Annotated in this window: 25 protein-coding genes and 1 riboswitch; of the genes, 12 read left to right on the plus strand and 13 right to left on the minus strand. The window is 58.2% G+C overall.

The window, feature by feature from the left end; genetic code table 11:
- Positions 1-3: 3 nt before the first annotated feature.
- The 4 genes from lipB to GN112_RS16460 all read left to right on the plus strand — a co-directional run bounded on the left by lipB (position 4) and on the right by GN112_RS16460 (position 3,926).
- Positions 4-753 (plus strand): lipoyl(octanoyl) transferase LipB, encoded by a 750-nt coding sequence (gene lipB, locus GN112_RS16445; protein WP_155311205.1) that lies wholly within the window; start codon positions 4-6, stop codon positions 751-753.
- The gene (gene lipA, locus GN112_RS16450) at positions 750-1,622 is read left to right on the plus strand and encodes a lipoyl synthase (RefSeq protein ID WP_155311206.1); all 873 of its coding nucleotides are present in this window, start codon (positions 750-752) and stop codon (positions 1,620-1,622) included. Before lipB ends, lipA begins: the two co-directional genes overlap by 4 nt.
- A gap of 305 nt (positions 1,623-1,927) precedes the next feature.
- On the plus strand, positions 1,928-2,551 hold the full coding sequence (locus tag GN112_RS16455) for an MFS transporter (RefSeq protein ID WP_155311207.1): 624 nt from the start codon (positions 1,928-1,930) through the stop codon (positions 2,549-2,551).
- Positions 2,552-2,582: 31 nt separating this feature from the next.
- Complete coding sequence (locus tag GN112_RS16460) at positions 2,583-3,926, plus strand: MmgE/PrpD family protein (protein ID WP_155311208.1); 1,344 nt, start codon at positions 2,583-2,585, stop codon at positions 3,924-3,926.
- Positions 3,927-3,966: 40 nt separating this feature from the next.
- On the opposite strand, the gene GN112_RS16465 is transcribed toward GN112_RS16460, so the two are convergent.
- The 6 genes from GN112_RS16465 to GN112_RS16490 form a co-directional block, all read right to left on the minus strand.
- Complete coding sequence (locus tag GN112_RS16465) at positions 3,967-4,518, minus strand: RNA polymerase sigma factor (protein ID WP_155311209.1); 552 nt, start codon at positions 4,516-4,518, stop codon at positions 3,967-3,969.
- The gene (locus GN112_RS16470; RefSeq protein ID WP_155311210.1) at positions 4,515-4,979 is read right to left on the minus strand and encodes a hypothetical protein; all 465 of its coding nucleotides are present in this window, start codon (positions 4,977-4,979) and stop codon (positions 4,515-4,517) included. Before GN112_RS16470 ends, GN112_RS16465 begins: the two co-directional genes overlap by 4 nt.
- Positions 4,976-5,383 carry an anti-sigma factor gene (locus tag GN112_RS16475; protein WP_155311211.1) on the minus strand — a complete coding sequence of 136 codons (408 nt, stop codon included), beginning with the start codon at positions 5,381-5,383 and terminating at the stop codon, positions 4,976-4,978. The genes GN112_RS16470 and GN112_RS16475 overlap by 4 nt, the downstream gene beginning before the upstream one ends.
- A 352-nt stretch (positions 5,384-5,735) precedes the next feature.
- On the minus strand, positions 5,736-9,356 hold the full coding sequence (locus tag GN112_RS16480) for a DUF748 domain-containing protein (RefSeq protein ID WP_155311212.1): 3,621 nt from the start codon (positions 9,354-9,356) through the stop codon (positions 5,736-5,738).
- 64 nt (positions 9,357-9,420) lie between these two features.
- Positions 9,421-10,503, minus strand: coding sequence for a pyridoxal-phosphate-dependent aminotransferase family protein (locus tag GN112_RS16485; RefSeq protein WP_155311213.1), 1,083 nt, complete (start codon positions 10,501-10,503; stop codon positions 9,421-9,423).
- 61 nt (positions 10,504-10,564) lie between these two features.
- Positions 10,565-11,251 (minus strand): YkgJ family cysteine cluster protein, encoded by a 687-nt coding sequence (locus GN112_RS16490; RefSeq protein ID WP_162458967.1) that lies wholly within the window; start codon positions 11,249-11,251, stop codon positions 10,565-10,567.
- Between the two features lie 29 nt (positions 11,252-11,280).
- Between GN112_RS16490 and GN112_RS33610 the strand changes: the two genes are divergently transcribed.
- Positions 11,281-11,481 carry a DUF6122 family protein gene (locus GN112_RS33610; protein WP_162458968.1) on the plus strand — a complete coding sequence of 67 codons (201 nt, stop codon included), beginning with the start codon at positions 11,281-11,283 and terminating at the stop codon, positions 11,479-11,481.
- Between the two features lie 54 nt (positions 11,482-11,535).
- On the opposite strand, the gene GN112_RS16495 is transcribed toward GN112_RS33610, so the two are convergent.
- The 5 genes from GN112_RS16495 to GN112_RS16515 all read right to left on the minus strand — a co-directional run bounded on the left by GN112_RS16495 (position 11,536) and on the right by GN112_RS16515 (position 16,435).
- Entirely contained in the window at positions 11,536-12,024 is a 489-nt protein-coding gene (locus GN112_RS16495) for a Crp/Fnr family transcriptional regulator (protein WP_155311215.1), read from the minus strand.
- A 250-nt stretch (positions 12,025-12,274) separates the two neighbouring features.
- Positions 12,275-13,345, minus strand: coding sequence for an AI-2E family transporter (locus GN112_RS16500; protein WP_155311216.1), 1,071 nt, complete (start codon positions 13,343-13,345; stop codon positions 12,275-12,277).
- Positions 13,346-13,395: 50 nt separating this feature from the next.
- Positions 13,396-13,986 carry an acyloxyacyl hydrolase gene (locus GN112_RS16505; RefSeq protein ID WP_155311217.1) on the minus strand — a complete coding sequence of 197 codons (591 nt, stop codon included), beginning with the start codon at positions 13,984-13,986 and terminating at the stop codon, positions 13,396-13,398.
- Positions 13,983-14,963, minus strand: coding sequence for a thioredoxin-disulfide reductase (trxB, locus tag GN112_RS16510; RefSeq protein WP_155311218.1), 981 nt, complete (start codon positions 14,961-14,963; stop codon positions 13,983-13,985). The genes GN112_RS16505 and trxB overlap by 4 nt, the downstream gene beginning before the upstream one ends.
- Positions 14,964-14,965: 2 nt before the next feature.
- Positions 14,966-16,435 carry a 30S ribosomal protein S1 gene (locus GN112_RS16515; protein WP_155311219.1) on the minus strand — a complete coding sequence of 490 codons (1,470 nt, stop codon included), beginning with the start codon at positions 16,433-16,435 and terminating at the stop codon, positions 14,966-14,968.
- A 258-nt stretch (positions 16,436-16,693) separates the two neighbouring features.
- Here GN112_RS16515 and GN112_RS16520 point away from each other — a divergent pair, with 258 nt between their 5' ends.
- From GN112_RS16520 to GN112_RS16545, 6 genes are all read left to right on the plus strand, one after another.
- Positions 16,694-17,143 (plus strand): Hsp20/alpha crystallin family protein, encoded by a 450-nt coding sequence (locus tag GN112_RS16520; protein WP_162458969.1) that lies wholly within the window; start codon positions 16,694-16,696, stop codon positions 17,141-17,143.
- Between the two features lie 118 nt (positions 17,144-17,261).
- Positions 17,262-17,411 carry a hypothetical protein gene (locus GN112_RS16525; RefSeq protein ID WP_155311221.1) on the plus strand — a complete coding sequence of 50 codons (150 nt, stop codon included), beginning with the start codon at positions 17,262-17,264 and terminating at the stop codon, positions 17,409-17,411.
- Positions 17,412-17,554: 143 nt separating this feature from the next.
- Entirely contained in the window at positions 17,555-18,475 is a 921-nt protein-coding gene (locus tag GN112_RS16530; RefSeq protein WP_231717040.1) for a class I SAM-dependent methyltransferase, read from the plus strand.
- A gap of 41 nt (positions 18,476-18,516) precedes the next feature.
- Positions 18,517-18,730: riboswitch (cobalamin riboswitch) on the plus strand.
- A 186-nt stretch (positions 18,731-18,916) separates the two neighbouring features.
- A complete protein-coding gene (gene trpD, locus GN112_RS16535; RefSeq protein WP_155311223.1) occupies positions 18,917-20,029 on the plus strand; it encodes an anthranilate phosphoribosyltransferase in 1,113 nt (370 codons plus the stop codon).
- 10 nt (positions 20,030-20,039) lie between these two features.
- On the plus strand, positions 20,040-20,240 hold the full coding sequence (locus GN112_RS16540) for a hypothetical protein (RefSeq protein WP_155311224.1): 201 nt from the start codon (positions 20,040-20,042) through the stop codon (positions 20,238-20,240).
- A gap of 25 nt (positions 20,241-20,265) precedes the next feature.
- Entirely contained in the window at positions 20,266-21,324 is a 1,059-nt protein-coding gene (locus GN112_RS16545) for an alcohol dehydrogenase catalytic domain-containing protein (protein ID WP_162458970.1), read from the plus strand.
- 16 nt (positions 21,325-21,340) lie between these two features.
- On the opposite strand, the gene GN112_RS33990 is transcribed toward GN112_RS16545, so the two are convergent.
- Both GN112_RS33990 and GN112_RS16555 read right to left on the minus strand, forming a co-directional pair.
- The gene (locus GN112_RS33990; protein WP_197743335.1) at positions 21,341-23,647 is read right to left on the minus strand and encodes a mechanosensitive ion channel family protein; all 2,307 of its coding nucleotides are present in this window, start codon (positions 23,645-23,647) and stop codon (positions 21,341-21,343) included.
- Between the two features lie 220 nt (positions 23,648-23,867).
- Positions 23,868-24,725 (minus strand): ribonuclease H-like domain-containing protein, encoded by an 858-nt coding sequence (locus GN112_RS16555; protein ID WP_155311226.1) that lies wholly within the window; start codon positions 24,723-24,725, stop codon positions 23,868-23,870.
- 347 nt (positions 24,726-25,072) lie between these two features.
- Here GN112_RS16555 and GN112_RS16560 point away from each other — a divergent pair, with 347 nt between their 5' ends.
- Positions 25,073-26,908 carry a peptidase U32 family protein gene (locus GN112_RS16560; RefSeq protein WP_155311227.1) on the plus strand — a complete coding sequence of 612 codons (1,836 nt, stop codon included), beginning with the start codon at positions 25,073-25,075 and terminating at the stop codon, positions 26,906-26,908.
- Positions 26,909-26,978: the final 70 nt, after the last annotated feature.

A 26,978-nucleotide genomic window follows, 5' to 3' on the forward strand; every position in this document is an offset into this window, starting at 1 on the left:
TTCATGGCAACTGAGGCCGATCCTATCGAGGTTCCGAATTCGCCGGACGGCTGGTGGATCGATCTGCCGCCGACCGACTATCAGCAGGCGATGGACCTGCAGCTGGCCGTGGTGGCGGCCAAGACCGGCGGCCGCCTGGATGCCGACGTGATTCTGTGCCTCGAGCATCCCCGTGTCTTCACCCTGGGGCGGCGCGGCGGACGGGAGAATCTGTGCGTCAGCGACGATTTCCTGGCCCGCAAAGGGATCCGGGTGATGCCCACGGACCGGGGCGGCAACATTACCTACCACGGACCGGGCCAGCTGGTGGTCTACCCGATCATTCATTTGAGCCGGCGGCGTCTGAAAGTGGTCGAATTCGTCTCCGCCTTGGAACAGGCCATGATCCGTACCGCCGGCCACTGGAATATCGCCGCCGGTACCGACCCGCTCAACCGCGGCGTCTGGCTGAACGGCGACAAACTGGGCAGCATCGGCATCACCGTGCGGCGCGGAGTGAGTTTTCACGGCCTGGCCCTGAACGTCAACACGGAGATGGCGCCGTTCGGCTGGATCAATCCCTGCGGCCTCCAAAAAGTACGCATGACCTCCATCGCCCAGCATCTGGAAACGCCCGTGCCCATGGAGGAGGCCCGGCGGGTCATGGCAGGGCATCTGGCGGACTGCCTGGGGCTAACGCTGACGACAATGGATGCAGTGGCGCTTTGTGAGAAAATCGGGCACCGAATCGGAGCAATGCCAAATATCCTATGAAAACTTCCCATCCCATCCGCACCGGAAAGCCCCCCTGGCTGAGGCGCAAGCTGCCCAGCGGTCCTGACTACGAGAAAATCCGCAGCATGATCGACAAGGGCCAGCTCCATACGGTCTGTCAGGAGGCCAACTGTCCCAACCAGTTCGAGTGCTTCTCGGCCCATACGGCCACCTTTCTGATCATGGGGGCCACCTGCACGCGCAATTGCCGTTTCTGCAATATCGACGGAGGCCGCCCGGGGCCGCTGGATCCCGACGAGCCCCGGCGTGTGGCCGGGGCAGCGGCGCGCATGGAGCTGCGTTATGTGGTGGTCACCTCGGTCACCCGGGACGACCTGGACGATGGGGGCGCATCCCATTTTGCCGCCACCATCGCCGCCCTGCAGGAGCAGATCGAGGGTGTCCAAATCGAAGTCCTGATCCCCGATTTTCAGGGCAGCCGCAATGCCCTGGAGACGGTGCTCGCCGCCCGACCGGAGGTGCTCAACCACAACATGGAAACCGTCCGGCGCCTTTACGACACGGTTCGCCCCCAGGCCGACTACGACCGCTCTCTGGAACTGCTCGCCCGCGTGCCGCGCATCGCCCCGCACATCCCGGCCAAATCCGGAATCATGCTGGGGCTGGGTGAAACCGAAGCCGAGGTGCGGCAGGTGATCCGGGATGTTCGCCGCACCGGCTGCCGCATGCTTACCATCGGCCAGTATCTTCAGCCCACGGCCGAGCATCTGCCGGTAGTTGCATTCATCCCGCCGGAGGATTTCGATCGCTGGCGTCAGTTCGCTCTGGCCGAAGGGTTCGCGAAGGTCGCCGCCGGGCCCTTCGTAAGAAGTTCCTACCACGCGGGCAGCATGTTTCGTGGAGAATGACGGTGGGCCATGGCCCCAACCGAAAAATATGGGGAGGGAATGGTTTTGAAATGGGTGCCCGGAAAATGGGCGCCGAACTGGCCGAAGCGCTGTCAACGGTCCCCTGAAAGGGATGTTTTCACCGGTAAATCACAATTGCTGTTGCTGATAAAACCACCTTGACGTAGCGTCACGCCATAGCGTACTTTATGAAAAAAATAATGAAATTCTGGAATGGATGCACAAAAATATAAAGAATACTATGGGTATGTCTTCTACATTGGAAAAAAACGATAGTTGATAGTTGGAAGGTTAAAAAAGTACCCATGGCCTCATTACAATTCAATCCCCCCAAATCGACAGCTATAGCCAAGGGCATCGATCGAAAATTGCCGGGAGGCATTTGGGTGCTTGGATTTGTCTCCATGTTCATGGACATCTCATCCGAGCTTGTTCACAGCCTCTTGCCGATATCCATGGCCACGATACTCGGTGCATCCATGGTCACGATTGGAATTGTCGAAGGTGTTGCCGAGGGCACCGCTGCGATCACAAAGATATTTTCGGGCGCCATCAGCGACTACTTCGGGAAACGTAAGTTCCTCGCTGTGCTCGGGTACGCAATGGGGGCCATCAGCAAGCCCATATTTCCTCTCGCGACAACCATGGGGTGGGTATTCGGAGCACGCTTTGTCGATCGCAAAGGATTGCTCTCGAAACTGGTTGCCGATACCGCACTCGTTGAGCTTCGCGGTACGGCCTTCGGGATTTTTAATCTGGTAAGTGGCGGAGCACTCTTGCTGGCAAGCGTCATTGCAGGGTCATTATGGAACGTATTCGGCGCCTCGGCAACATTTATTGCCGGAGCATCGTTTGCGACTCTCGCGGCAATAGGATTGCTCCTTTGCCGCCCTGATGCACGAGTTACGATCTCCCATAGAGCTTCATAGATAACAGAAAAGGTAATTACAGGATACGGATATGACCATTGCCAAACGATTTGCCAATTATGTTCATGATACCACCTATGTGGACATTCCCAGGGATATCCACCGGTTTGCAAAGCTCTGCCTGTTGGACTGGATTGGGGTAACCTTGGGCGGAGCCAATGAGCCGGTGGGCGATATTGTATTGGATATGATCGATATCGCCGGCGGAAATCCCCATGCGACCATCATCGGCAAAGGGGTGAAGACCAATCTGCTCTTGGCCGCGCTTGCCAATGGCACCATGTCCCATGCGCTGGATTTCGACGATACGCACAAAGATGCCGGCATCCATCCCAGTGTATGTCTGGCGCCAGCGGCCGTGGCCGCCGCGGAGTATGTGAAGGCGTCCGGCAAGGATTTTATCACGGCCTTCATCATCGGTTTTGAAATCGCGGCGCGGATCGGCATTGCGGCCGGCCAGACCCATTATGATCATGGATGGCACGCCACCGCCACCATTGGACGGTTCAGCGCGACCGCCAGTGTGGCCAAACTGATGGGGCTTTCTTCGGAGCAGATCGTGAACGCGTTTGGACTGACAGGAACCCAGGTTGGCGGCCTGCGCGAGGTGTTCGGCACCATGAGCAAGCCGTTTCACGCCGGGAAGGCGGCCATGGATGGGGTTTTGTCGGTTGTCCTGGCAAGAAGGAATTTTGACAGCAGTCATGAAATTTTTGAGGGGCGTTTTGGGCTCAAAAATGTGTTGTCCCCCAGGTCGGAGAACAGGAATATCCTGGCCGGTCTCGGGACAACCTACCACATCCAGAATGTTGCCTTTAAGCCCTATGCGTCCGCGCTGGCCACCCATTCGACCATCCAGGCCATTGAGGCCATGCGAGAGGAAGAGAACTTCGACGCAGCGGATGTGGAAGCGCTTCAGATCGAATTCGGTCCCTTGCCCTTCAGCGTGGTCAACCGCAAAAACCCTCAAAAAATATTGGAAGGGAAATTCAGTGTTCAGCATTGCGCCGCCATCGCCCTCGTCAAAGGCCGCGTCGGCAAGGAGATGTTTACGGAAAAGGAGCTGAACGATCCACAAATCGTGGCTTTTCGGGAGCGGGTGGATGTCGTGCTGAATGAAGCGCTTCCCCTGTTCGAAACCATCGTGACGCTGAAAACCAAGCAGGGTGCCACGTTCAGGCAATATATCAAGGAATCAAAAGGGTCACCGGGGTTTCCGCTCTCCTTTACGGATATGAAGGCAAAATTCATGGACTTGGCTGACTCGGTCATTCCAACAGAAAATGCCGAAAAAATAGTCGAAACCATAGGGAGCCTTCAAGACATCCCGGACATGAATGAACTGATTGCATTGTGCCATCCGGCATCAAAGTAGACGCGATTAAATTGATGTGTGTCCGAAGCGATGGCAGAGGTCAGCCATCTTCCCTGAGTACTTCACGCAACCGTCGGCGGGCACGCACCAGCAGGGATTCCACAGCCCCCACGCTAAGATCCATGACGTCGGCGATACGTTGGTAGGGAAGCTGCTGGGTGTGGCGCAACACAATCGCGGTGCGCTGGTTGACGGGGAGACCGTCAATGGCCTTTTCCAGGCGATCGGCGTCGATGGCATTTTCGAGCAGACCGAGGGGGGTCTCACTACCGGGAATGTCCGGAAACGGATCAATCCGTTCGGGCCGTTTTTTGCGGTAGTAATCGATGCACAGGTTTTTGGCGATCCGCAACAGTAAAGTCCGCAGGGACGCCTTCGGACGGTAGCGCCCCGCTGCCTGGTAGAGGCGCAGGAACGCTTCCTGGGTGATATCCTCGGCCTCCTGGGGGTCTCTCAGCATCCGCCATGCAAAGCCGTATACCGCATCCTGGTGACGCTTCAAAAGCTCCCCGAAAGCCCCTTCATCACCGTCGGCAACCCGGGCAACCAAATCGGCATCACTGCGCCGGATGTGGCGGGATCGAAAAATCATTGATGGGAGGGTCCGCCCTTTGGTTTCACTTTTTTCTCCAGCAGGGAAAAAAACTGGGCCCCCTTTTCATCGCCCAGAAGCTGACGCAAGGCCATCACATGAACTTCGAAACGTTCACTTTTGCGTTTCACGCACGCGTCGGCCACCGCCATCAGGCCGTGCAGTTGCTCCCGATCCAGCGGTCCCTTCCGGGCCAACAGCCGGAGGATGTCGCCACGGGCGGTTTTCAGATCCTGATCCAGTTGGTCAAACTCGGATCGGAAGACCCGGATGTTGTCGAGCGCAACCTCGGATTCGGATGCGGGTAGGGCCAGTTGGTCAACCACGTCCACAATTTCGCGCCAGGAGCGTTGGTGGGCCGGTTTGGCGTGCTGCCAAACCAGGGTCAGGGCCACAACCACGAACCCGATATTGAGCGCCACCGAAAAAAAGATCAGGATGCGTTTGTAAGTCAGTTTCACGGGAAGATCCCCTGGCTGGCATAGAAGGTCTGGTAGGGGGTCGCCGGGCTGTCGCCAGTAAGGGTGGTGAGGCTGGTGCCCAGCACCGCGCCGCACAAAAGGCCGGCCAGGGCGGCGCCGCATACCGCACCGCGCATGGTCAGGTTCAGCTGCTGCCACCACTGCACCAGGCCGGGCCTCACCAGGCCAGCCCGAAACGCCCGCCGCGCCCGGCGCAAAAAACCGGCCGGTGCGATCACGGCCGGCAGTGCATCAAGCGCCGCCACCACCTGCCGTTCCGCCCGGGCTTCCATCCGGCAGGCCGGGCATTCTTCCAAATGCCGTTCCACCCGATCCATCTCCCGGGCCGGCAACTCACCATCCGCCCAGGCCGCCAATTGTTTTCTGATTTCACCACACACCATGGCCCCCTCCCCTTAACGGAAATTATCCTCATTGTTTGCCGATCACTTTCATAAACGCACACCAAGCCGTTTTCCTGCGCAGCTTTTTTCAATTTCCGTAAAGGGCTCCTTGCGATGAAGGAATCTTCAATCGGATTCTTCAGTTGGCATTTGGATTTTACCATTTGGCATTGATTGAATCGGGGCGGTGGTTTGCAAAAAAAGGCTACTTAGTGCCCATCCAGAAATAGGATAATTTGGTTGAGATCGAGGCGCCCGAAAAATTTTACCACAGGCATATAGTTGATATTCCGAGGATAAAATTTTTCGCGCAACAAAGATATCGGGCAAATTGGCCATTTTTGGATGGGCACTACTTAAGGCTGAAAACCACCTGGCCGCTGCCGGACAGATTCGCCGGGTCGCCATCGGCAACCACTTGGGGTTCGACGATAAACACCCGTTCCCGTTCCACTTGCCCTTTCTCTAGAAGATAGTCTTTGGTATTGAATGCGCGCGCATTGGCCAGTTCACGATAATCATCGGGCGTCACCACGGTGTGGGTGCGCAGCAGCTTCTCCATCTCTTCGAGGGTGACCTCGATTGGCTTGCCACTGCTGTCCAGGGGAGCGGCAATACCGGATTCGGCAAAGGCGGTCTCGATGAGCACGGCACGCTCCGCATCGCCCAGGACGATCTCTTCCAGGGGAACGGCACTCTCACCCGACTTCATCATCTGCTGGAGCTTTATTGCCTTGAGCCGGTTGTCCAGAAGGATCTTCCGCAGTGCATCACTGTCCCATTTCGTGCCGGCGGTTCCCTGAATGTCCAGCTTCAGTCCAGGCCGTTCGTAAAGGATTTTGGTCAGTTTATCGATCTTTTCGGCATTCTCCGCTGAAATATCGCTGATCCCGGCGGTAAAATCCAGGTAGCTCAACTCCTCTCCGCCACCCACCAGCGAACCCAGGGCGGCAAACGGCGAGGTGACGATTTTGACAATCAAATTTTTCAGAACGGTCAGGATCACCTTGCCGATCTTGAACTGGGGGTCATCCAGGTCGCCGCTCACCGGCAGGTCCAGGGCAATGTTGCCCGCGCGGTCCTTGAGCAGGGCGATGGCCAGCTTGATGGGCAGGTTTACCGCCTCGGGACTCTCTACCGTATTCCCCAGGGTGAGTTGATCGATATAGATGCTGTTCTTGCCCTCCAGGCGCCGGTCTTCCATCAGGTAGTCCACATTGAAGGTCAGCTTGCCTTTATCGAGGATATATCCGATGTACTTTCCCGAATAGGGCGAGAAAGGGCTCAGTTCGATATCGGAGATATTGAGTTTCAGGTCCACATAGGGATTGTCGATCAGCGGATTGATCTGTCCGCTGATCTTCACCGGCGCCTGTTTGCCCCACATGCCCTCCAGAAGCACATCGGCCCGTTTCTCGGCGATGGATTCGAGGCCCGAAATCCGTCCCCCGAGATCGTTGAAACGGGCACTGTAATGGGGTTTGATGAAGTTGTCGGAAAAATCCACCTCCCCACCGCGCAGACTCACTTGGGCAATTTTAATCATCGGTGCCGTTGAATGGGCTGCAGGGGCATGGGGCGCCGGTGCCGTTTCAGTGGCCGCATTGGCGGGGCCATCTTCCCCTTTGGTCGAGGCAAACATGGAAACCAGGTTGACACTGCCCTCGGGGTCGACAATCACACGAGCAAAAAAATCAGACAGGGAAATCTGGTCGATGGAAAGGCGGGTCGGGTTTGTCGCCACTTCCATCTTCGCCAGTTGCAGGGCATCCCACTTGAGAAAATCGTCGGCGTTTTTGCGGTCGATGGAGGCAAACCGGGTCAGTCCGGCCTTTCCCCGATAGGCGATCGCCGGTTCGGCGCCCTGCTTCTGGCTGAACTTCAGGCGCCCCTGGGTGTTGAAAAAACCCTGGGTGACGATCAGCCCGGCCTGCTCGGAAAGGTAGGGCTGGAACGGACGAATATCCATCTGCTTCATCGTTACCGCAAGGTCGAGACCAGGCGGCGTCAGCGCAACAGTGCCGCCGACGGTTATCTGCCCCCCCTGTTGCCACCGCAAGGCAAGGTCGGCCTTGCCGGTTTTCCCGGCTGCCGTGGAAAGCGCTTCCGCAGTGAAGTTGATATTGTCCAGCCTGAATTTCGCCGGCTTGGCCGGAACCCGATCTTCCACGTCAACGCTAAAATCGGAAAGGCTGAGGGTATTCAGGGTCAGCACCAGCTGTGAAACGTCACCCGTTGATGCCGATGATTCTTCCGGTTGCGGTGACGCGTTCACGGCGGGTTCGGCTGACTCCGCGGGAACAAAGGCACTGGCCAGATTCAGGACGCCATCTTTCTCCCGCCGGCAGGCAAGCTGCCCACCGGCAATATCGAGACTGCCGATGGTGATTTCGCGTTGGTTCAGATCGGCGGTGGTATCGCTCACGCGCAGCTTGGCCAGGCTGACCAGGGACGCATCATCGTCTTCCGCCACCATTTTGAGGGCATCGATATTGACATACCCCCCGGCCAGCGAAACCAGTGGTCCGTCCTCTGTCTGTCGGAAGCGATAGCCGGTGCCCAGGGAAAGGCGCCCATCCACGGTCTTGAAATCAAACCGGTCCTGGTAATAGGGCCCATAGCGGGACAGGTCCAAATCGGCCAGGGCGATTTCGCCCGTGGCCTGGAGCGGCGCCAGAGCGGCAGTGCCCTTCAGGGTAATGGCTTCCCCGACCTCGGTTTTCAGGGCCAGCTGATAAGCGGCCGTGCGGTCACTGTTCAGGCCGAAGTTATCTACCGTCACCCCCAGGTCGTTGACTGTGGTGGTGAAAACGGTGCGGTTGGCGCGGTCGGTGAAATGAACAACACCCTTTTCCAGATTCAGCCGGTCGATGGTGATGCGTGGCGCAGTGGCTGCCGGATCGCCGGCAGCAGCCCCGTCCGCCGCCGGGTCATCCGCCCGGGTGGCGGGCAGCGGCAGTTTTAATGCCCCCGAGGGCAGACGTTCCAGGAAAAGCTCGGGGGCGGTCAGATCCACCTGGGCCAGCCGCACCTGGCCGGTGAGCAGTGCCGAAGGCAGCAGGTCAAGTTTCAGTTCGCCCTGGTTGAAAAGGGGGGTGCCGTCGCCATGGGCCAGTTGAAGATTGCTCAGCGAAATCACCCCGGCAACGGTCAGATCCGGATGGCCGACTGCATCCATCTGAAAGTCGACGTCGTTTTCCAGGTCCACGATCAGGGCATGCAGGGCCAACCCCTCGGGGATAGGCATATAGGGCAGGTAGTGGGGCAGATCGACCGATTCGAGACCGATCGTTGCGCTCGCATCCCGCGCGGGGCTGAACGGCCGGCTTTTGCCGTCCAGAAAAAAATCTGCATCGTTGACGCGGGCGGAAAGGTTCAACAGGGTGTATACATCCACATCGGCCGGACGGCTGGAAAAATCGGTGACGCGCAGGTTGAGCCCTTCAATCCGATGGCTGACCGCGACCACGCGATCATCGACGGTGATGCGGCCTCCGCTGATCCGGGCATCGTAAATCGCAAGGTTGAATCCACCGCTTTCGGCGGCAGCGGTTTCGGTATCGGGCGGATCGCCCCCCCCCGCACCGATATCCGAAAAATTGAAGGTGGCCTCACCGGAACGGATCAGGTTGATCTCCGGATCCACCAGCCGGACCGTTTTCAGGACCAGGGCCCATTTGAAAAGGGACGAGGTCTGCAGGTTGACGTAGGCCTCGCCCAGTTTGACAAACGGCGCGCCATCGGTCTCACGCACATCCAGCCCCCTGAGGGTCACCGACAAGGTGATGGGATTGACCCGCACCGCCTCCACCGCCACCTGCCGATGGATGATGCCGGCAACCTTCTTTTCCAGAACACTGCGCAGAATAAACGGCGCCGCAATAAACCCGAACAACAGGTAGATCAGCAATGCAGCCCCCAGTCCAATGGCCAGTTTCTTCTGCCGGGGCGTCAAATCGGCGGTTTTGATCATGGTGGCGGTTCCCTCGCTTTTCACGTTTGCGTCACTGTTTGGAACGGTCCGGTGGCACGACGAATTACAGCGCGCCGGCAATCACATCCAGGGCCTGATCGACCAGGTCTGGATCGGCCTGGGTTCCCATGTGGCCGAGACGGAAGACCTTCCCGGCCAATGGCCCGTAACTGCCGGCCACTACGAGCCCGGCGTCACGCAGCCGCCGGTCCCAGGTTTCCCAGGTCAAGCCCTGGGGAATTTTTGCTGCCGTCACCGTTGGTGATGGAACGGCACCGGCGGCCGGAAAGAGGTCGATTCCCATCTCCACCAGTCGCTGGCGGCAACGGCTGGCCACGCGGTCGTGGCGGTTGAAGCTGTTTTCCAGCCCTTCGTCCAGGAGGAGCCCGGCAGCCACGTACAGGGCCGCCACCCCCTGCCAGTTAGGCGTGTAGGGGAAATAGCGGTTTTCAACGGCCTGACGAAATGGGTTGAGGGCATCGTAGCCCACATAGCCCACGGCATCGATGATCTCCCATGCCTTGGGACTCACCGACAGGAAGCTCATCTCCGGTGGGGCGGAGAGGCACTTCTGCGCCCCACCCAGGCACAGGTCGATATGCCAGTCATCGGCCAGCACCGGTACCCCGCCGGCCCCGGCCACCGTGTCCACGTAGAACAGGGGAATCTGGTAGGCATTTTTCAGTCGCCCCAACTCCTCCAGGGGATTGAGGGTTCCGGATGGCGTCTCACAGTGAACCGCCGTGATCATGCGCGGTTTGAACTCGGCGATGGCCGCTTCGATACGCGCCATGTCGTTGATGGTCTCATCGTAGCTGAAGCCCACGGTCTTCACGTCGGCGCCCAACGACTGGGCCATTTCACCAATGCCGTAACCGAACACTCCCGTGGCCACGGTCAGCACCCGGTCCCCAGGCACCAGGCAGCTCTTCAACGCGCTCCACAGCGCCAGCATGCCTTCGCCGGTCATGATCACGATATCGTCACGGGTGTTGAAAATCGTTTTCAACCGCCGCTGGGTGCGGGTGTACAACTCGACGAATTCAGGTTCCAGGTCACCGGATCCGTATGCGTCCAGGTAAACCTTACGGATAGCGTCAGGCACCACCACCGGTCCGGGAACCATGGGAATGGGATAGGTTTTCATTAAAGATCCTTCCAATGGGATTGTCCGTTGGGAAACTGAAGGAGCGCACCTGCTGACGCGGTCAGCCCGGCTGGATCGAACGAATCTGATCCAGCAGGGGTTGAATCCGCTTCCGGTGCTCCGGCGGAATCATGAGCACGAACACCGGCTGGTTGGCCACCAACCCCGTCGGTGCCCCCCCAAGACGGCCGGACGAATAGTTCTGCCGGTTTTCAGGGTCGGCCAGAAACCCCATCACATCGGCAAAATTCCCTGTGTACCCCTGGGCGTCGATATGCTCCAGATGCTGTAAAAAAACGTCGTTGACCGTCAGAATAAACGGGTCCATATCGGCAAACCCGGTGGTCGCGCAGTTTCGGGCGGAGACCATGCAGCGGCACCCGAAGGGACGCACGGCGTATAGCGGGCAGGCATCATCGGTCAATACCGGGCACGGGCCGGCCTCGGGGTCCATCGGTTCTTCGGGAAGATCGCCGTCCCGGGCACAGATATCGGCCATCCGGTTGATGGAAACCTTGGGGATGAAGCGGTCGGGATGGGCCAGCCGGGCAATGGTTTCCAGTTGACCGATCAGGTTGTTCGTTTCCAGGTGGTCAATGATACGATAGCCTTCCAGGGTCGTCAGGGTAACATTGGCGCTGCAGCAGTGCGCACAGTATTTCTCACAGGCCAGATCGAACTGGCTGAGGAATTCGTCGTAAATGCCGATCATCCGTTCCAAAATGGCCAGCTTGGTATTCAGTTCCATAGTATCGGTTTTCCTATAGGGTGAGAGCAGTGTGGTTTCAGGCCCCCTTATACCCCAATCGGTTTGCTTTTTCCAGCACCACTGCACACCTGCACACCTGGCCATTCATGGGCCTCTATGCGCTGATGACGGTGCTGCCCCAAACCCGCCTGGTGGGTCTGGGGCTTGTCATACATATGCTCCTGGACGCAACGGATTGCCTGTGGATGGGATGGCCCGGCGGGATCTGAACGGATTCGTATGAAACCCGCACGGGCAGATGACCGATGGATGATGGAAGCCGGCTACCAGATCTTGATACTGCGCCCCTTCAGGGACAGCAACTCTTCGGTGGTTTGCCTGAGCCGGTCGGCCAGAACATTGGTAAAGACACGGTAAATGACATAGCCGAAAGCCATTTTGTCGTTTCCGCTAAGCTGTTCAATATAATAGATGTCCGTGGACAGGCAGACGGTATCACCCACGGCCACGGCCGAGGCCGATCGCGGAGCACAGGCAATGGCTCCCATTTCACCGAACACCTCTCCTCTTTCCTGAAGCAGGGTTACCGGTTTGCCGTCTTTCATCAGCCGGACCTTGCCGTAAATCAGAAAATAGAGCCATGTATCGGCGCTGCCCTGTTCAAAAATGGTCTCTCCAGGGTTGTAACGCCGGATCTTGCTCATGGTCAATAGGTTGCGCAGTTCCTCCTCCTGAAACGGGTCAAAGATGGTCAGTTTTTTGATGTCGTTAAGGACTCTCTGGTTTTCCCTTAAAAAATCGGTTTCCTGCATGGTAGCCTCGCTGATTCGGTCAATTCAAGACAGAAGTAATAAGTTCTCAGATCCAGGGCAAAAACGTATACGAGGGTGTATGGTGGATCATCCGGATGATTGTCCCTGACGGGCAATAAAATGGTTTTCACCTTCGCAGGACGAATCACTGCATGATGCATGCCCGGAAATCAGGTCGCACACTATTTTTCAACGGATTCGGACAATAAGAAGTGGGATGAAAAACGAGTGGAAGACAATCGGAAACAGCCTATTCTGATTCCGTGCGATGCTCGATCCTGGCAAACCAGGCCTTGAGGACCGCATTGGCCAGGGTGGCCAAGGGAATGGCGAAAAAGAGTCCCCACAGCCCCCACAGGCCACCGAACAGGAGCACCGCCACCACGATGGCGACGGGATGGAGATTGACCACCCCGGAAAGCAGCAGGGGAGCCAAAAGGTTGCCATCCAATACCTGAATCACCGCATAGGCGATCATGGCGGAAATGAACTCACCGCCCCACCCCCATTGGATAAAGGCGATCAGGGCCATGACAAACCCCATCACCGTAACACCGATGTAGGGAATAATCACCGAAAGGCCCACGAACAGAGAAACCAGAAGTGAAAACTGCAGACCCAGCCCCCGGAACACCGCGTAGCTGACCACCCAAATAATCAGCAGTTCCCATCCTTTGCCCCGGATGTAGTTGGTGATCTGAACATTGGCCTCCTGCCAGACCGACTCGGTCAGGTCCATATTATCCGGCAGAAAACGTCTCCCCCAGGCCAGGATGGCGGCTTTGTCCTTGAGCATGAAAAAGACCATAAAGGGTACCAGCACCAGATAGACCACCAAATGCATAAGGCCGACAACCGAGGCCAGGGATAGCGTCAGTACCCGTTTTCCCAGCGTGGAGATACTGGCGTTGAGAAAATCGATCACCTGGCTGACCTGGCTTTCCGAAATCAGTTCCGGGTAGTTGGAGGGCAACTGCAGCAGACGGGACTGGATCGTGGCCAGCATTCCCGGAAGCTGCTGCACCAGTTGGCTGACCTGCCTGACCGCCAGTGGAAGCAGCCACAGCATAATCACGATCATGCCGGCCATGAAGACAATAAAGACGATCAGGACCGAGGCCAGGCGCGGCAGATGAGAGCGCTGTAGCAGGGCAACCATGCCGTCAAGCAAGTAGGCGATGATGATGCTGATAAATACCGGCGTCAGCAGGCTGCCTAAAAAATAGACCAGCCCCGCTCCGACCAGAAGCATAAACCCCAGAATCACCCGCTGGGGATCGGAAAAATGGCGCTCTCTCCAGGATCTGAACAATTCAAGCATCGGATTCGGTCCGGTATCCATCACGCTGAACCATCATTCGCACAAGCCCGTTAAAACCGGTAGCTGTAAAACAGACCCAAGGTGTCCAACCCCTCGTTGGGGTTCGCCAGGTGGGCATTGGATATGTGGTCGAAGGCAACAACCAACCGATGATGCGAATCGATTATCCATCCGATTTCAATCGGCGTTCTGAAAAGCACCTTGGCTCCGAGGGATTTTCGATCTTGTGTCCCGGCATGCCGTTTGCCATCATGCAGGGCCAAACCGAATCCGGTAGCCACAAACCATTGGGACCTCAGTTTCCACTGCATCAGGAACCCGGCGTAAACCTTGCTGGTATCTCCCCGGGTGTTCAGGCTCAGCCCCAGATTGGGAAACGCATCGGCAGCCAAAAGTGAGAACAGTCGGTAATTGAAGGTCGCCTCCACACAGATGTCCGGGCCACTTTCTTTGGACCGCCCGCTCCACAGGCCGTCGATATCGTGGGCGGCAACACCGAAACGGACCGATCTGATGAGCGCTGGCAGCCCTGGCCCGTCCATGCCCATGGCCTCGTCAATCGGCATGAATATCAGAAAAACCCCCCAGAGGAATCCGGCAAGGGCGCCTGCAACCCGTTTTCCCCGCCCGCGCCGATTCACGAAGCGGCGTCCGGGGGTAGTTCGCAGGTATCGGCCAGCATGGATGTTTTGGCTTCCACATAGTGGGCCGCAGCCAGTGCGGCCGTACAGCCGTCGGCAGCCGAAAGCACGATCTGACGGGCGAATTTTTCACGCAAATCCCCGATCACGTAAATCCCCGGTGTCCGGGTTTCGCATTTCTCATCGGTCACCACCATGCCGTCGGCGTTCATGCGGGTGCCGGCCGGGACCAGTTCGTTGTTGGGATTGAAACCGATGAAAATAAACACGCCATCCACATCCAACTCGCGGGTGTCGGCGGTAACGGTATCCTTGAGGCCAACCTGTTCCACACCGTCGGCACCGGCCTTGATTTCCGTCACCACGGTATTCCAGAGCATTTCGATGTTGCAATCGTTGAAAATCCGCTGCTGCAGAATCTTGCTCGCCCGCAGTTCATCCCGCCGATGGGCGATGTAGACTTTTTTACACAGTTTGGCCAGATACAGGGCCTCTTCGGCGGCACTGTCACCGCCGCCGATGACGACTACGGTTTTGCCCCTGAAAAAGAACCCGTCGCAAGTGGCACAGTAAGAAACCCCCTTGCCGTATAGTTCCCGTTCGCCAATCACATCGAGTTTCCGTGGGCTGCCGCCCGTGGCCAGGATGACGGCGTGAGTCTTGAGGGTGTCACCATTGGCCAGCCGAACCGTGTGATGGTCCAGACCCGGGTCCAATGCCGTGACTTCCTGGGAAATCATATCCAAATCGTAGGATTGGGCGTGCTGGGTGAACTTCATGGAGAGTTCGGCGCCACTGATATGGACAAAACCGGGGTAGTTCTCCACCTCGTCGCTCATGGTCACCTGCCCGCCGGTGACCCCCTTTTCCACCAGTGCGGTTTTCAACGCCGCCCGCATGGCGTAAATGGCTGCGGAGAGGCCGCCGGGCCCCCCGCCGATAATGACCAGATCGTAAAGTTCATCACTACCTGCCATGATCAACCTCCGTTTTTCTTCCGGGAAAGGGCTTCCTTCAACTGATCCCCCAGCGACCCCAAGGTATCCGACGATCCACCGGAAAATTCCTGCCATCCCTGGTCGTCGGTGCCGCCACCGGCACCGAGAGAAATTTTGCGTTCCGCCACGTTAATGCTGTCAACGGTTACGGTGATCGCCGCACCCGGTTTAAGGGCCTCAATTTGCGCCGCATTGTCCGATGCGGCGATTTTCGATTTGGGCAAAAGACCGGTAATACCCGGTGCCAGGTTCACGAAGATACCGAATCCTTCTTTCTTCTCGACCCGCCCCTGCACGGTCTTACCCGGTTTGAACGTTTCCTGGACATCGGCCCAGGGATCGCCTTCCGCATCCTTTATACTAAGTGAAATCCGCTTGCGGTCAAGGTCGAACGCCTTGACCATCACCATGATTTCGTCCCCGGGGGAGACAATCTCTTCGGGACGCATCACCCGGCGGGTGTAACTCATCTCGCTGATGTGAACCAACCCTTCAATGCCGGGGAAAAGTTCCACAAAAGCACCGAAATTGGCGCATCGGGTCACTTTGCCCAGCATCTTGGCCCCCACCGGAACACGCTGCTGGGCGTCGGCCCAGGGATCGCCCATGGCCTGCTTCACCGAAAGCGCGATCTTCTGGGTTCCCGGCTTCTCCCCGGCTTTGATGCCCAGCACCTTGACCTGCAGTCGATCGCCCACCGTGACCGCCTGATCGGGGGTATCCAGCCGGGACCAACTCAGCTCACTGATGTGCACCAGTCCTTCCACGCCGGGGGCCAGGCTCACGAAGGCGCCAAAGGGGACGATCCGCACCACGCTGCCTTCCAGCAGAGCATCGGGCTGCAGTTCGGCCATGAACGCCTTGCGACTTTCGTCCAGCTCCTTTTGCAGGATCTCCCGCCGCGAAACGACGATATTGCGCCCCGACTCCTCAAACCGCTTGATCAGGAAGGTCAATGTCTGCCCCACATAAACACTGGGGTCTTCCACATAGGCAACGTCCATCTGGCTGATGGGGCAAAAGGCCCGCCGCTTGATCATCTCCACATGAAACCCACCCTTGATCGCGGCGACCACCTTGCCCTCCACCGGAATGCGCTCGGTCCAGGCGTCCTTGAGCATATTGAGCCCGCCGATCCCGGAAATGGCTTTGGAGAGGCGGATTTCACTTTCGTCGGCGGCGACCACATACAGATCCAACTCGTCGCCCTCGGCAACGGACAGCTGCCCGTCGTCGTCAAGCAGCTCGTTTTTTTCCACCACCCCGTCAACCTTGGTGCCCGTGTCGACAAACACGTTGCTGCCACCAATGGAGATAATGCGCCCCCGGATCCGGTCGCCCACCTGAATGTTTTCATTCATGCCGGTGCTGTAGGATTCAAACAGTTCGGCAAAACTCTCTTCCGCGTCCACTTCCGGTTCCGGTGATGCGTTTTCAAAATCGTCGTTCATGATTGTTCTCCCAGTTCATAAAATGTGGGGCAACTTCACCAAAATTTAACCGCTTTTGCAAGCCAATTGTCGCTTATGGCGAATTCTTGCGCCGCCGGCCATACCGCCCCCGGCGCATCGGGGCTTGACAAGCATCTCCGGATGGCTATGCTTTTCTCAACACCAGCCATTGCCCATCGACCGCGAGGCCCCAAACCGGCCGGCGCCGGTCGCAAACGATCCGGCTGGCGCCCATCCACCCAAATCGCGAGGAACGTCATGGCCATCATCAAGTGGGACCCGTTTGGCGATATCGCCACCCTTCAGGATCGTATTAACAAACTTTTTGAAGATTCGTTCCCCCAACAGCTGGCTGACGGCGAAACGCTACCCTCCTGTGCCTGGACGCCCCATACCGATATCTATGAAAACGACAGCGGCTTTTTCGTTGCCGTCGACCTGCCCGGTGTGAAAAAGGAAGATGTCACCGTGGAGGTCAAGAACAACGTCATGACCATCAGCGGTAAGCGGTCCGAGGATCCGGAATGCCAGACGACCAACTATTATCGCCGTGAACGCATCTGCGGTAAATTTTACCGGACCTTCAGCCTGCATGCCATGATCGCGCCCGCAGATATCAAGGCAACGTTCAAAAACGGCGTCCTGATCATCGAAATGCCCCGACCTGCGGCCGATCCGCCCAGACAGATTTCTGTGGATATCGAGTAAATGGATTTATTCGGCGATCGGTATTCAAATTTCATGGTTCGTGCTTATTGTTTGGTTATTCGGACGGCCCGGCTTTGCATAAAGCCCCATCTGGAAATCCTACAAATGGAGCGGCACCATGAAAAATAGAAATATCGTACCCAACGAAAAAGAATGCATCAGCCAGTGCATCATGCAGTACTGGTCCAGTTCCAGCGAACCCACCCGTGATCGTGACGCAAAATATGAACGCTGCCTGACCAACTGCAACATATGCGGGTCTGCCTGACCTGAAACGGTGCACTGAAAAAACAACCCACGCCCCGGCGACGGAAAAACTCGTCCACGGGGCGTTTTATTGGAGTTTTCGATTTTACCCCAACCATGAATGATACTCCCAGAATTTCCGAACATTTCCATCGGCAGGCAGCAATGCTGGCCAACCGCGTCAAGAAGCGTTTCAAGCACCTTTCCAAACGGTTCTCACGGCAGCAGATCGATGTGTTCCGCCTCTACGACTGGGACATTCCTGAAATTCGTGCCGTGGTGGACTGGTACGGCGGCCACCTGGTGATCGGCGAGTACATGCGGCGCCAGTCGGTACCCGAATGGCTGCTCCTGATGGGCCGGGCAGTGGCCGACACCCTGAACGTGCCCGCCGAACGGCTGCACCTGAAACAGCGCTGGGCCGGCCGCCAGGAGGGCAAACGCTACGAACGCATCGACTATACGGATAAAAAGATCGTTCTGCACGAACGGGATTTCAAATTTCTGGTCAATCCGTACGACTATGTGGATACGGGCCTTTTTTCCGACCATCGCGACACCCGGCAGATGGTTCGCCAGATGGCCGCAGGCAAGGATTTTCTCAATCTGTACTGTTATACGGCGTCGTTTTCCTGCTACGCGGCCAAAGGCGGCGCCCGCAGCACCGTCTCCGTGGACCGCTCGGAGAGTGTCATCCAGTGGGCCGGGGAGAATCTGAAGCTGAACGAAATCGATCCGAAAAACAATCGGCTGGTCCATGCCCACACCTTCGACTATCTGAAAAAAGCACACCGGGAGGGAAAACAGTTCGATCTTGCCGTGGTGGATCCCCCCTCCTATTCCACCACCAAAGTGCGCAACGAATCCTTCGACATCGCACGCGACCATCCCCGCCTCCTTTCGGCGGTGATCGACCTGATGCGGCCCAAGGCCACGCTCTTCTTCTCCACCAACCACCAGGATTTCACCCTTTGCATGGACCGGATCAAGGCCGCTGCAGTAGAAGAAATCACGGCCCAGACCATCCCGGAAGACTACCGGAACAAGCGCAAGACCATCCATCGCTGCTGGCGCATCACGGTGTAAGCGGACACGGAAAAATTGACAAGCGCCCTGCTTTCGGGGTAAGAAAATCGTAACTGACAGGTGCGGGCGCCGGCGCTTCGAACGCCCGTTAAAAGGAAAGATGGTGAGAGCCCATCGCATACCAGCCGTTGCTGTAATCGGGAACGACCGCCGCAAAAACGCCACTGCCGACCGGGTGTCGACGGGAAGGCGCGGCCAGTAGGGAAACGCTCGACGCCCGTAAGCCAGAAAGCCTGCCTGTGCACTGCCCGGCGGCATCATCGATGCCTGCCGGAAACGGATACCGCTGGAAGCTGTCCGTATCGTTTTCGTCTGGTCGTTCAGGCGAAAGGATACTGGCATCGGCTGCCGCGGTTTTTTTATTGTGCAGCGCCGTATATCGCAATATCCTGCCTCCTGTCCGGCCCATCCGATATTTCCATATCACGGAGTTAACCGACCATGAGTACGGACAAAACCTTCGGCGCATTGATCACCCGCCTCATCGACAAGACGGACCTCACCCGCGACGAGGCCCGCGAAGCCTTCACCGTTATCCTGAATGACAACACTACGGCCATGCAGCAGGGGGCATTTCTGGCGGCCCTGCGCGCCAAGGGCGAGACCGAAGCGGAAGTCGCCGGCGCCTGGGAGGCCATTTTCGACCTGGACACGGTCAAGGTGACCCCCGATACGGGCATGCCCGTCGTCGAGAACAGCGGCACCGGTATGGACAGCTACAAGACCTTCAATATCAGCACCGCCGCCGCCATCGTGGCCGCGGCAGCCGGCGTGCCCATGGCCCGCCACGGCGCCCGGGCAATCACCTCCGTCTGCGGCACGGTGGATATGGCCGAAGCGCTGGGCGTGGATGTGGCCTGCGATGCCGACCTGGTGGCCCGCAGCATCAAGGATGCCGGCATCGGCCTGTTCAATGGCATGAGCCCGACCATTCACCCCATGGCCCTGGGCCGCATTCTCTCCCAGATCCATTTCGGCTCGACCCTGAACATCGCCGCCTCCCTGGCCAACCCGGCCATGCCCCGGTTTGGTATTCGCGGTGTCTACGCCCGGGAAATGATCGACCCGGTGGTCCGGGTCATGAAAGCCATCGGCTACCAGCAGGCCCTGGTGTTCCACGGGGCGGTAGACGGCACCAACAAGGGCATGGACGAGGCGTCGGTCTGCGGCACCACCTGGTGTGCGCAGCTGGGCGAGGATGGCACCGTCGACACGTTTCGCCTGCAGCCGTCCGAACTGGGCCTGGCCGATCACAACCCGGCCGACCTGGCACCGGAGAAGGATCTGGCGCGGGAATCCAGGCGCTTCGTGGCCCTGATCCGGGGGCAGGAAAACGGCACCAGCACCCGCCGACAGGCCCTGGAACTCAACACGGCCCTGATTCTGAAGGTCGCCGGCAAGGTGGACACCATCCCCACCGGCATGGCCCTGGCCGGCGCCACCATCGACAGCGGCAACGCATACGCCACCCTGGAAAACTGGGTCACCACCCAGAACCGGCAACCGGAGGAGGGACTGGCCAGGCTGCGTCGGCTGCAAAACGCCATCAATTAGGAGAACCGCCATGGAACTGCTCGTCATCAAAACCGGCAGCCGATATCTGCGCGTCAAGGACGACGATTGCACGGCCGTGGGGCTGGACAAAGCCAGCGTTTTTCCCATGGCAATGCTGGAAACCGTCAAGGTCCATCTGGCAGCGGCCCGGGCGCACGGATTTCCCGAAGCCGTCATCTTTCGACTGACCCTGACGGAAACACCGCTTTGAAACCATGGGAAAGGGAAATTCAACCATGAAAATCGTGCTGACCGGCCTGGAGCAAATCGAGACTCAGCCGGCGGACCAACCGGCCGTCGAGAGCGGCATGACCCGGCTCGCCGTGCGCTACTGCGGCATCTGCCGGACCGATGCCAAAATGTGGCATGAGGGCCACCGCGATCTGATCTTTCCCCGGGTTCCCGGCCACGAAGTGCTGGCCGAGGACGAGCATGGCCAACGGTTTACCGTCTGGCCTGGCCGGATCTGCGGCCGCTGCCGGTACTGCACCAGCGGCCGCGAGAATCTCTGCGAATCCATGCAGATCATGGGTTTTCATTTTGATGGCGGCTTCAGCCGGACCCTGCTGGCCCCCACCGAGAGCCTGATTCCGGTACCGGACACGATCACCCCGCACCAGGCCTGTTTCGCCGAACCGGTGGGCTGTGTCCACAACGCCCTGACGGCGCTCAACCTACAGCCGGGAGAACGGGTGGTGGTCTTCGGTGGCGGCACCGTCGGCCTGATTGCCGCCCTGGTAGCAAAGACACAAGGCGCAATCCCCCTGGTAATTGAAAAAAACGCCCGGAAAATCGCCAGGGCCGGTGCATTTCTGGGTGCCACGCAGATCACCGCCCTGCGGGAAACCCACGAGAGCGAATTCGATGCGGCGATCAACGCCTGCCCCGACCCCATCGCCTTCAGCCAGGCGGTCACCAAGCTGGCCAAGGGCGGCCGCCTCTCCTTTTTCAGCGGTCTGAAAAAAAACCAGACCATTGAAAGCAACCTGATCAACCTGCTGCACTACCGCGAAGCAGCCCTATTCGGCGCCTACGGCCTGACCCGGCAGAATATGGTGGCCGCATTGGGGCTGATCGCCCGTCACCAGCCGGCCTTGGAGCATCTGGTCGAGGCCATCGTCCCGCCGGAACAGCTCAGCCGGCAGCTGCCCCGCGTGCTGGCCGGCGATGGGTTCAAGGTCATTTTGGATTTTACCGGCAAGACCGGCCGACGCAGCGCCGCCCCGCCCCCACCGAAAACCGAGGCCGCCGTTGCCGGCAAGACCGATGCGAACCGCCTGTTCCAGCGAAAATGATCCGCAGTGATCGGATTCAGGGGTCCCCCCGGACGGAGTCCAGAACCGGCGCCGCTGCTGGGGCCACACTGCGCAGGTGCAGATCCCGCTGGGGAAAGGGGACCTCGACGCCCAGTTCGCGGAAACGGCGGTCGATGGCCTGATTCAACTCGCTGCGCACATCGTTCATGTAATCGATGTCATCGATCCAGACGCGGATCTGAAAATTCAATGAACTGTCCCCGAAATCCATAAAATAGATCAGCGGCGACGGATCATTGAGAATCCGTGGGTTTTCCGCGGTGCAGTGCTTCAGGGTTTTCAGCACCAGGGGCACGTCCGATCCGTAAGCCACGCCAACGGTAAGAATGATGCGCATGTTGCGATCATCCAGGGTCCAGTTGGTCAGCTGGTTGGTAATCAGATCACTGTTGGGCACGACGATGTCGGAACGGTCGAAGGTCTGGATAATGGTTGCCCGCAAACCGATGTCACGGATCGTGGCCCACTGGTTGCCCAGCTGAATGATGTCACCGACCTTGACCGGACGCTCGAAAAGCAGGATCAGTCCGCAGACAAAATTGTTCACGATGGTCTGGAGGCCGAAGCCGATGCCGACACTGAGCGCCGAGGCGATGATGGTCAGATTGGTCAGTTCGAACCCGAGAGTGGCCAGGGCAAGCATGACCCCCACCAGCACAATGGTGTAGTGAAGCAGGCGGGAGATGGAAAGACCGATGCCCGGATCCAGTTTTTTGCGCGCAAACACATCACGCATCAAAAACATCTGAATCAGGCGGGACGACAGCAGGGCGCCGTACAGGCAGGCGCCTGCGGCCAGTACCAGCCCAATGGTAATCCGGTTTTGGCCAACGGTCACGCCAAACGCCAGAAGCCGGGAAATCGGCTCCACCGGGCTGGTGAAGACCCGCCAGGTCTGAAGCACCACCCCCACACAGAAAAGCAAAACAATCAGGCTGAACCCTTTGGTGATACGATCGATGATCTTTGTCGTATGCGCCGGAAGAAAGGGAATTTGCTGGACGGCCGGGCTGCGGAATGCCGATTCCAGGAGTCCGCGAATCAGCAGCATGATCAGCCGGGCCAGCACAACAATGAAAATGGTCGCCATTGATGACTGAAAAATATGCCGGGAGAGCGCACTGTAACCGGTGATCTCAAATATGGCGATCGCCAGGCAGGCCAGGGAGGCCAGGGTTAACAATGCCGTGTATCCGCGTGTCCGTCTGGCCGTGACGGGGCGCAGGATAAACCGGATGCAAAGGCTGCCGACGCCAATGGTGGTGGCCAGCAGGTAGAGCCGGAAAAGCGGCATGGGCAGTCCGATGCCGATGAAGATGCGGGTGACCAGCAAAACGGCGGCCAAAAGATACATCATCATCACCCGGCGGCGGACGGCGGTAATACTTCCCACCAGGCGCGCGGTGGTGAACAGGATCATCGCCGTCAACACCAGTTCCCACGCAACGGGCATGGGCTGGTATGCGTTCCAGAGAGCGATGGCGGAAATCAGGCTCCCCACCGCATAGGGGTTGCGGCGCATGAAGCGCAGCGCATCGATGCCTTCAAGAATCACGCCCGATCGGCGGATGCCAACGGCAACAACCACGAGAAGCACCACCTGCAGGCCTATCGCCCACGCGATTCTGGAGAAATAATCCTTCTGAAAAACGAGAAGGCGTTTGACGCCGGCAATGATGTCAAAAAACAGCCAGGCGTTTACCCGTTGATAGAAGGCGGAAGCATACATCGGTGGGGAAAAATCCTGCAGGAATTCACCGCGGGCCCCCCGGATCATCGGTTCCACATCGACCAGTATGGTGTTGATGCCCGTTTGGATATCAAAGACCCGTTTTTGAACCGTCATCAAGTGCTTCATCTGTACCATGACAATGGAAAGTGCATTGTCGATGGTTTGCATGGCCCGTTTAAATGTCTGGGCAACCAACGGCAGGGTCATGGCGGTACCGGCAGCGGTTTTCCACATCGTCCAGTATGCCTGATCTTCCTGCCATTGGCCATGCCAGAGATCGAGTTTGCGCAGTCCTGCCAGAAGCGGCTGCCGATGGGCCGACAAGGCCTCGTTCACGACTTCCACCGACTGGCGAAAACGCACCAGGCGCTCGTAATTCAGGCCGACGGCCTGTTTCAGCGCGACCAGTTCCCGGGACAGGGCGTCAAGCCGGTTTTCCAGACGAACAAATTCGGGCGCATCCGCCCCGGGCACAGTGATATCGGCAATCTGGCGCTTCATCTGCGCCAGGCGCTGGCTCAGATCCGCGGCCTTGGGAATCAGTTCCGCAAACCCTGAAGGGGAAGCCAATGCACGATCCTCGGCGCTTTTATCCGGTTCGGAAAGGGGCTCTGCATTAACCGTGCATGGAGAAATGCACATCCATAGCAGGGTTAAAACAATCAGTATCCATCCAACCCGGCAGGGGTAACGCAAAACGGAGCGAGCGGGATGGCAATTTACGCAAAAACATTTTTTCATTTTTGGCTCGTCTGAAGACAAATGGTGTGGGGATCGTTGCTGGTCATCATCACCACTTCGGCTGCAGGGAACGCAGAAAAGTGACCTCCCCCTGGTAGCGGGAGACGGTGGGCCGGTCAACCCGGTGGGGATTCCGCGGAATCCGGGGTATGGGCAGCTTTGTTGCGCCGGCCATGGGGGATCGTCCGAGGGCCAGGTTGTAAGCGCTGACCATTATCATCTCCAGGTTGATAACATCCTGCAGGTTATACGCCAGCAGCGTCTCCAGGGCACGCTCGTCATTGTTGCGCAGGTAGACGTTCCAAAGCACCACCGCAAAAAGCCCGTCAACGTCTGCCAAATCCCCGCGCGACAGGCCCATCTGGGTTTCGCAACGTTTCAGCCCGCCCTTGAATCCGAGTCCGGCCAGCACATAGCGCAAATCGATGTGGGCATGGTCCAGCCGGCAGCCCAGCACCCGCTCGATCACCGGCACGTCGAAGCACTTACCGTTGTAAGTCACCAGCAGCTTGTAACGCTGAATGTCATCGGCAAAATCGTCCAGGTTCTGCCCGTTCACGTAAGTGGTCATCGCCGACCCGTCGTACACGGCAATCGTGGAAATCGTGCAATCCGCCTCCAGTCCCGTGGTCTCAATGTCCAGGTAGGCCGCCTGATCGCGAAATTCGTTGAACAGTCGCCAGTGCTGGCCGGCCGGCAGGCGACTGGCGAAATAATTGGCATTCATCGCCGTCAGCTGACGCTGTGATTCGTGCAGTTCGGTGGCAATCCGATTTTTTTTGGCCGGTGTCAGCTTCAGCGGCAGGCCGTCGTCGAACGACGCCCAGTCGGTCAGGCCGGCCGCCCAGAGGCTCTGCTCCGTTTTCGGTCCGACACCCGGGATATGAAGAAAGGTATGGCGCAGCATAGATGGGTGCTCATCGCAAATTAAAAGATGGTCCGTATTCTGCTCTTTTTGCCGTCATAGGTCAACAACCTACCGGCCATCAGGAATTTTCTTAGGGTATTTTCGGCTCAGATCCGATTACCAGTCGAAACGGGCTGGTCTCCGCCATCGTCAACAACCACGTATTCGGCCGGCTGGTCCTTCCAACGTTCGGTTCAATCGTGAAATAAGCGTGACGGGACGGGATTAAATGCCTTGGCTTTCAAACGGGCTTTGCGGTAGGGTGGCATCGGTAAAAAGACATCCAAATACGGTAACCCTGGAATCAATTTCCTGGTTGATCACCCGGTGCATAGAGAGTCTCATTGATGACCACCCCCCTTGAACTGCTTGCCCCGGCCAAAAATGCCGCCCTCGGCATGGCCGCCATCGACCATGGCGCGGATGCCGTGTACATCGGCGCGCCCCAGTTCAGCGCCAGGGCGGAAGCCGGCAGCGACGTGGCGGACATCTCGCGGCTGATCCGTCACGCCCATCTTTATTACGCCAGGGTCTATGTGGCCCTGAACACGATCCTGACCGATGCCGAAATCCCGCAGGCCCGCGATATCATCCACACGGTTTATGAGATGGGTGCGGATGGACTGATCATTCAGGATGTGGGCCTGCTGGAGCTGGATCTTCCGCCCATCCCGCTCATCGCCAGCACCCAAATGCACAACGACACGCCCGAGAAAGTGAAGTTTCTGGAAGGGGTGGGCTTTTCCCGGGTTATTCTGGCCAGGGAACTCTCCTGTGAGGAGATCGGCCGCATTCGCCGTGAGACCGCCATCGAACTAGAATCCTTTGTCCACGGCGCCCTGTGCGTTTCCTACAGCGGGCAGTGCTACATGAGCCAGGCCGTGGCACAAAGAAGCGGCAATCGGGGCGTCTGCGCCCAGCCCTGCCGCAGCCGTTATACCCTGAGCGACCGTACCGGCAACACCCTGGTGGAGCGCAAGTTTCTTCTCTCATTGAAAGATTTGAACCTCTCCAATCACATTTCCGACCTAGTGGATGCCGGCGTCACCGCCTTTAAAATCGAAGGCCGCCTGAAAGAGATCGACTATGTCAAAAACGTCGTTGCCGCCTACCGGATGGCCATCGATGACTATATCCAGACCCATCCGGGCTACGGTCGGGCATCTTCCGGCAGTTCGACCCATACCTTTTCGCCGGACCTGGACAGGACCTTCAATCGCGGCTATACCCCCTATTTCATCGATGGCCGGAAAGAGAAAATCGCCTCTTTCGACACCCAGAAAGCCATCGGCCAGTCCGTGGGAACGGTGACCGCCACGGGCAAGGATTTTTTTGAAATCAGCGGCAGTGAACTCGAAAACGGGGACGGGCTCTGTTTTTTCAACCGGGAAAAAAATCTGGTGGGGTTCCGCGTCGATCAGGTTCGGGAGAAACGGATCTATCCCAATTCCATGCAGGGACTTCGGGTGGGTACCCGGCTGTTCCGCAACCACGATCACGCCTTTTGCCGGGCCCTGAAAAAGCGCTCGGCCAAACGGCAGATCGCCCTTGAAATCCGCTTCGAGCAGAATCCGGACGGCATTCGCGTGGCGGTCACAGACGAAGACGGCCACCAGAGCCATGTTGACCAGCGCCTTGCATGGGAGCCGGCCAATCACCCGGAGCGGATGAAAGAACAGATCCACACGCACCTGTCCCGCACCGGGGACACGCCCTACACGGTGGCCCGGGTAAGCATCCGGCCCGGCACGCCCGGCTTCATCCCCCTGAGCACCTTAAATGAAATCCGGCGCAACGCCCTTGACCACCATACACGGATCCGGCTTGAGGCCTGTCCGCGTACCTCCTATCACCCGGTTCCCAATTCCGTGCCCTACCCGCAAAGCGAGTTGACCCATACGGCCAACATCCTGAACGACCATGCCGAACAATTCTACCGGCGCCACGGGGTCCGCCGCCTGGAACGGGCTTTTGAAACCCTGGCCGATCCGGCCGGTAAAACCGTGATGACCACCCGCTACTGCATCCGGCACCAGTTGGACGCCTGCTTCAAGATGCCCAAAAACCGGAGAATGCTCGAGGCGCCACTGTACATTGACGACGGCCGCCATCGGTACCGGCTGGAATTCGACTGCAAAAACTGCCGAATGCACGTGGTGCTGGAAGGCCCCATCCGGAAGTAGGTCCTGTGATGGCCTTTCGGCCAGGATGCCCCTCCCCGTTTCATTGATGACACGCGTTGCCTGCCAATGG

Origin of the sequence: Desulfosarcina ovata subsp. ovata, from assembly GCF_009689005.1 — a bacterium.
Lineage (GTDB): Bacteria > Desulfobacterota > Desulfobacteria > Desulfobacterales > Desulfosarcinaceae > Desulfosarcina > Desulfosarcina ovata.

Coding starts and splice junctions, on each gene's coding strand:
- lipB (WP_155311205.1), top strand. CDS start 4: ATGGCAACTGAGGCCGATCCTATCGAGGTTCCGAATTCGCCGGACGGC.
- lipA (WP_155311206.1), top strand. CDS start 750: ATGAAAACTTCCCATCCCATCCGCACCGGAAAGCCCCCCTGGCTGAGG.
- GN112_RS16455 (WP_155311207.1), top strand. CDS start 1,928: ATGGCCTCATTACAATTCAATCCCCCCAAATCGACAGCTATAGCCAAG.
- GN112_RS16460 (WP_155311208.1), top strand. CDS start 2,583: ATGACCATTGCCAAACGATTTGCCAATTATGTTCATGATACCACCTAT.
- GN112_RS16465 (WP_155311209.1), bottom strand. CDS start 4,518: ATGATTTTTCGATCCCGCCACATCCGGCGCAGTGATGCCGATTTGGTT.
- GN112_RS16475 (WP_155311211.1), bottom strand. CDS start 5,383: ATGGTGTGTGGTGAAATCAGAAAACAATTGGCGGCCTGGGCGGATGGT.
- GN112_RS16480 (WP_155311212.1), bottom strand. CDS start 9,356: ATGATCAAAACCGCCGATTTGACGCCCCGGCAGAAGAAACTGGCCATT.
- GN112_RS16485 (WP_155311213.1), bottom strand. CDS start 10,503: ATGAAAACCTATCCCATTCCCATGGTTCCCGGACCGGTGGTGGTGCCT.
- GN112_RS16490 (WP_162458967.1), bottom strand. CDS start 11,251: ATGGAACTGAATACCAAGCTGGCCATTTTGGAACGGATGATCGGCATT.
- GN112_RS16495 (WP_155311215.1), bottom strand. CDS start 12,024: ATGCAGGAAACCGATTTTTTAAGGGAAAACCAGAGAGTCCTTAACGAC.
- GN112_RS16500 (WP_155311216.1), bottom strand. CDS start 13,345: ATGCTTGAATTGTTCAGATCCTGGAGAGAGCGCCATTTTTCCGATCCC.
- trxB (WP_155311218.1), bottom strand. CDS start 14,963: ATGGCAGGTAGTGATGAACTTTACGATCTGGTCATTATCGGCGGGGGG.
- GN112_RS16515 (WP_155311219.1), bottom strand. CDS start 16,435: ATGAACGACGATTTTGAAAACGCATCACCGGAACCGGAAGTGGACGCG.
- GN112_RS16520 (WP_162458969.1), top strand. CDS start 16,694: ATGGCCATCATCAAGTGGGACCCGTTTGGCGATATCGCCACCCTTCAG.
- GN112_RS16525 (WP_155311221.1), top strand. CDS start 17,262: ATGAAAAATAGAAATATCGTACCCAACGAAAAAGAATGCATCAGCCAG.
- GN112_RS16530 (WP_231717040.1), top strand. CDS start 17,555: ATGCTGGCCAACCGCGTCAAGAAGCGTTTCAAGCACCTTTCCAAACGG.
- trpD (WP_155311223.1), top strand. CDS start 18,917: ATGAGTACGGACAAAACCTTCGGCGCATTGATCACCCGCCTCATCGAC.
- GN112_RS16540 (WP_155311224.1), top strand. CDS start 20,040: ATGGAACTGCTCGTCATCAAAACCGGCAGCCGATATCTGCGCGTCAAG.
- GN112_RS16545 (WP_162458970.1), top strand. CDS start 20,266: ATGAAAATCGTGCTGACCGGCCTGGAGCAAATCGAGACTCAGCCGGCG.
- GN112_RS16555 (WP_155311226.1), bottom strand. CDS start 24,725: ATGCTGCGCCATACCTTTCTTCATATCCCGGGTGTCGGACCGAAAACG.
- GN112_RS16560 (WP_155311227.1), top strand. CDS start 25,073: ATGACCACCCCCCTTGAACTGCTTGCCCCGGCCAAAAATGCCGCCCTC.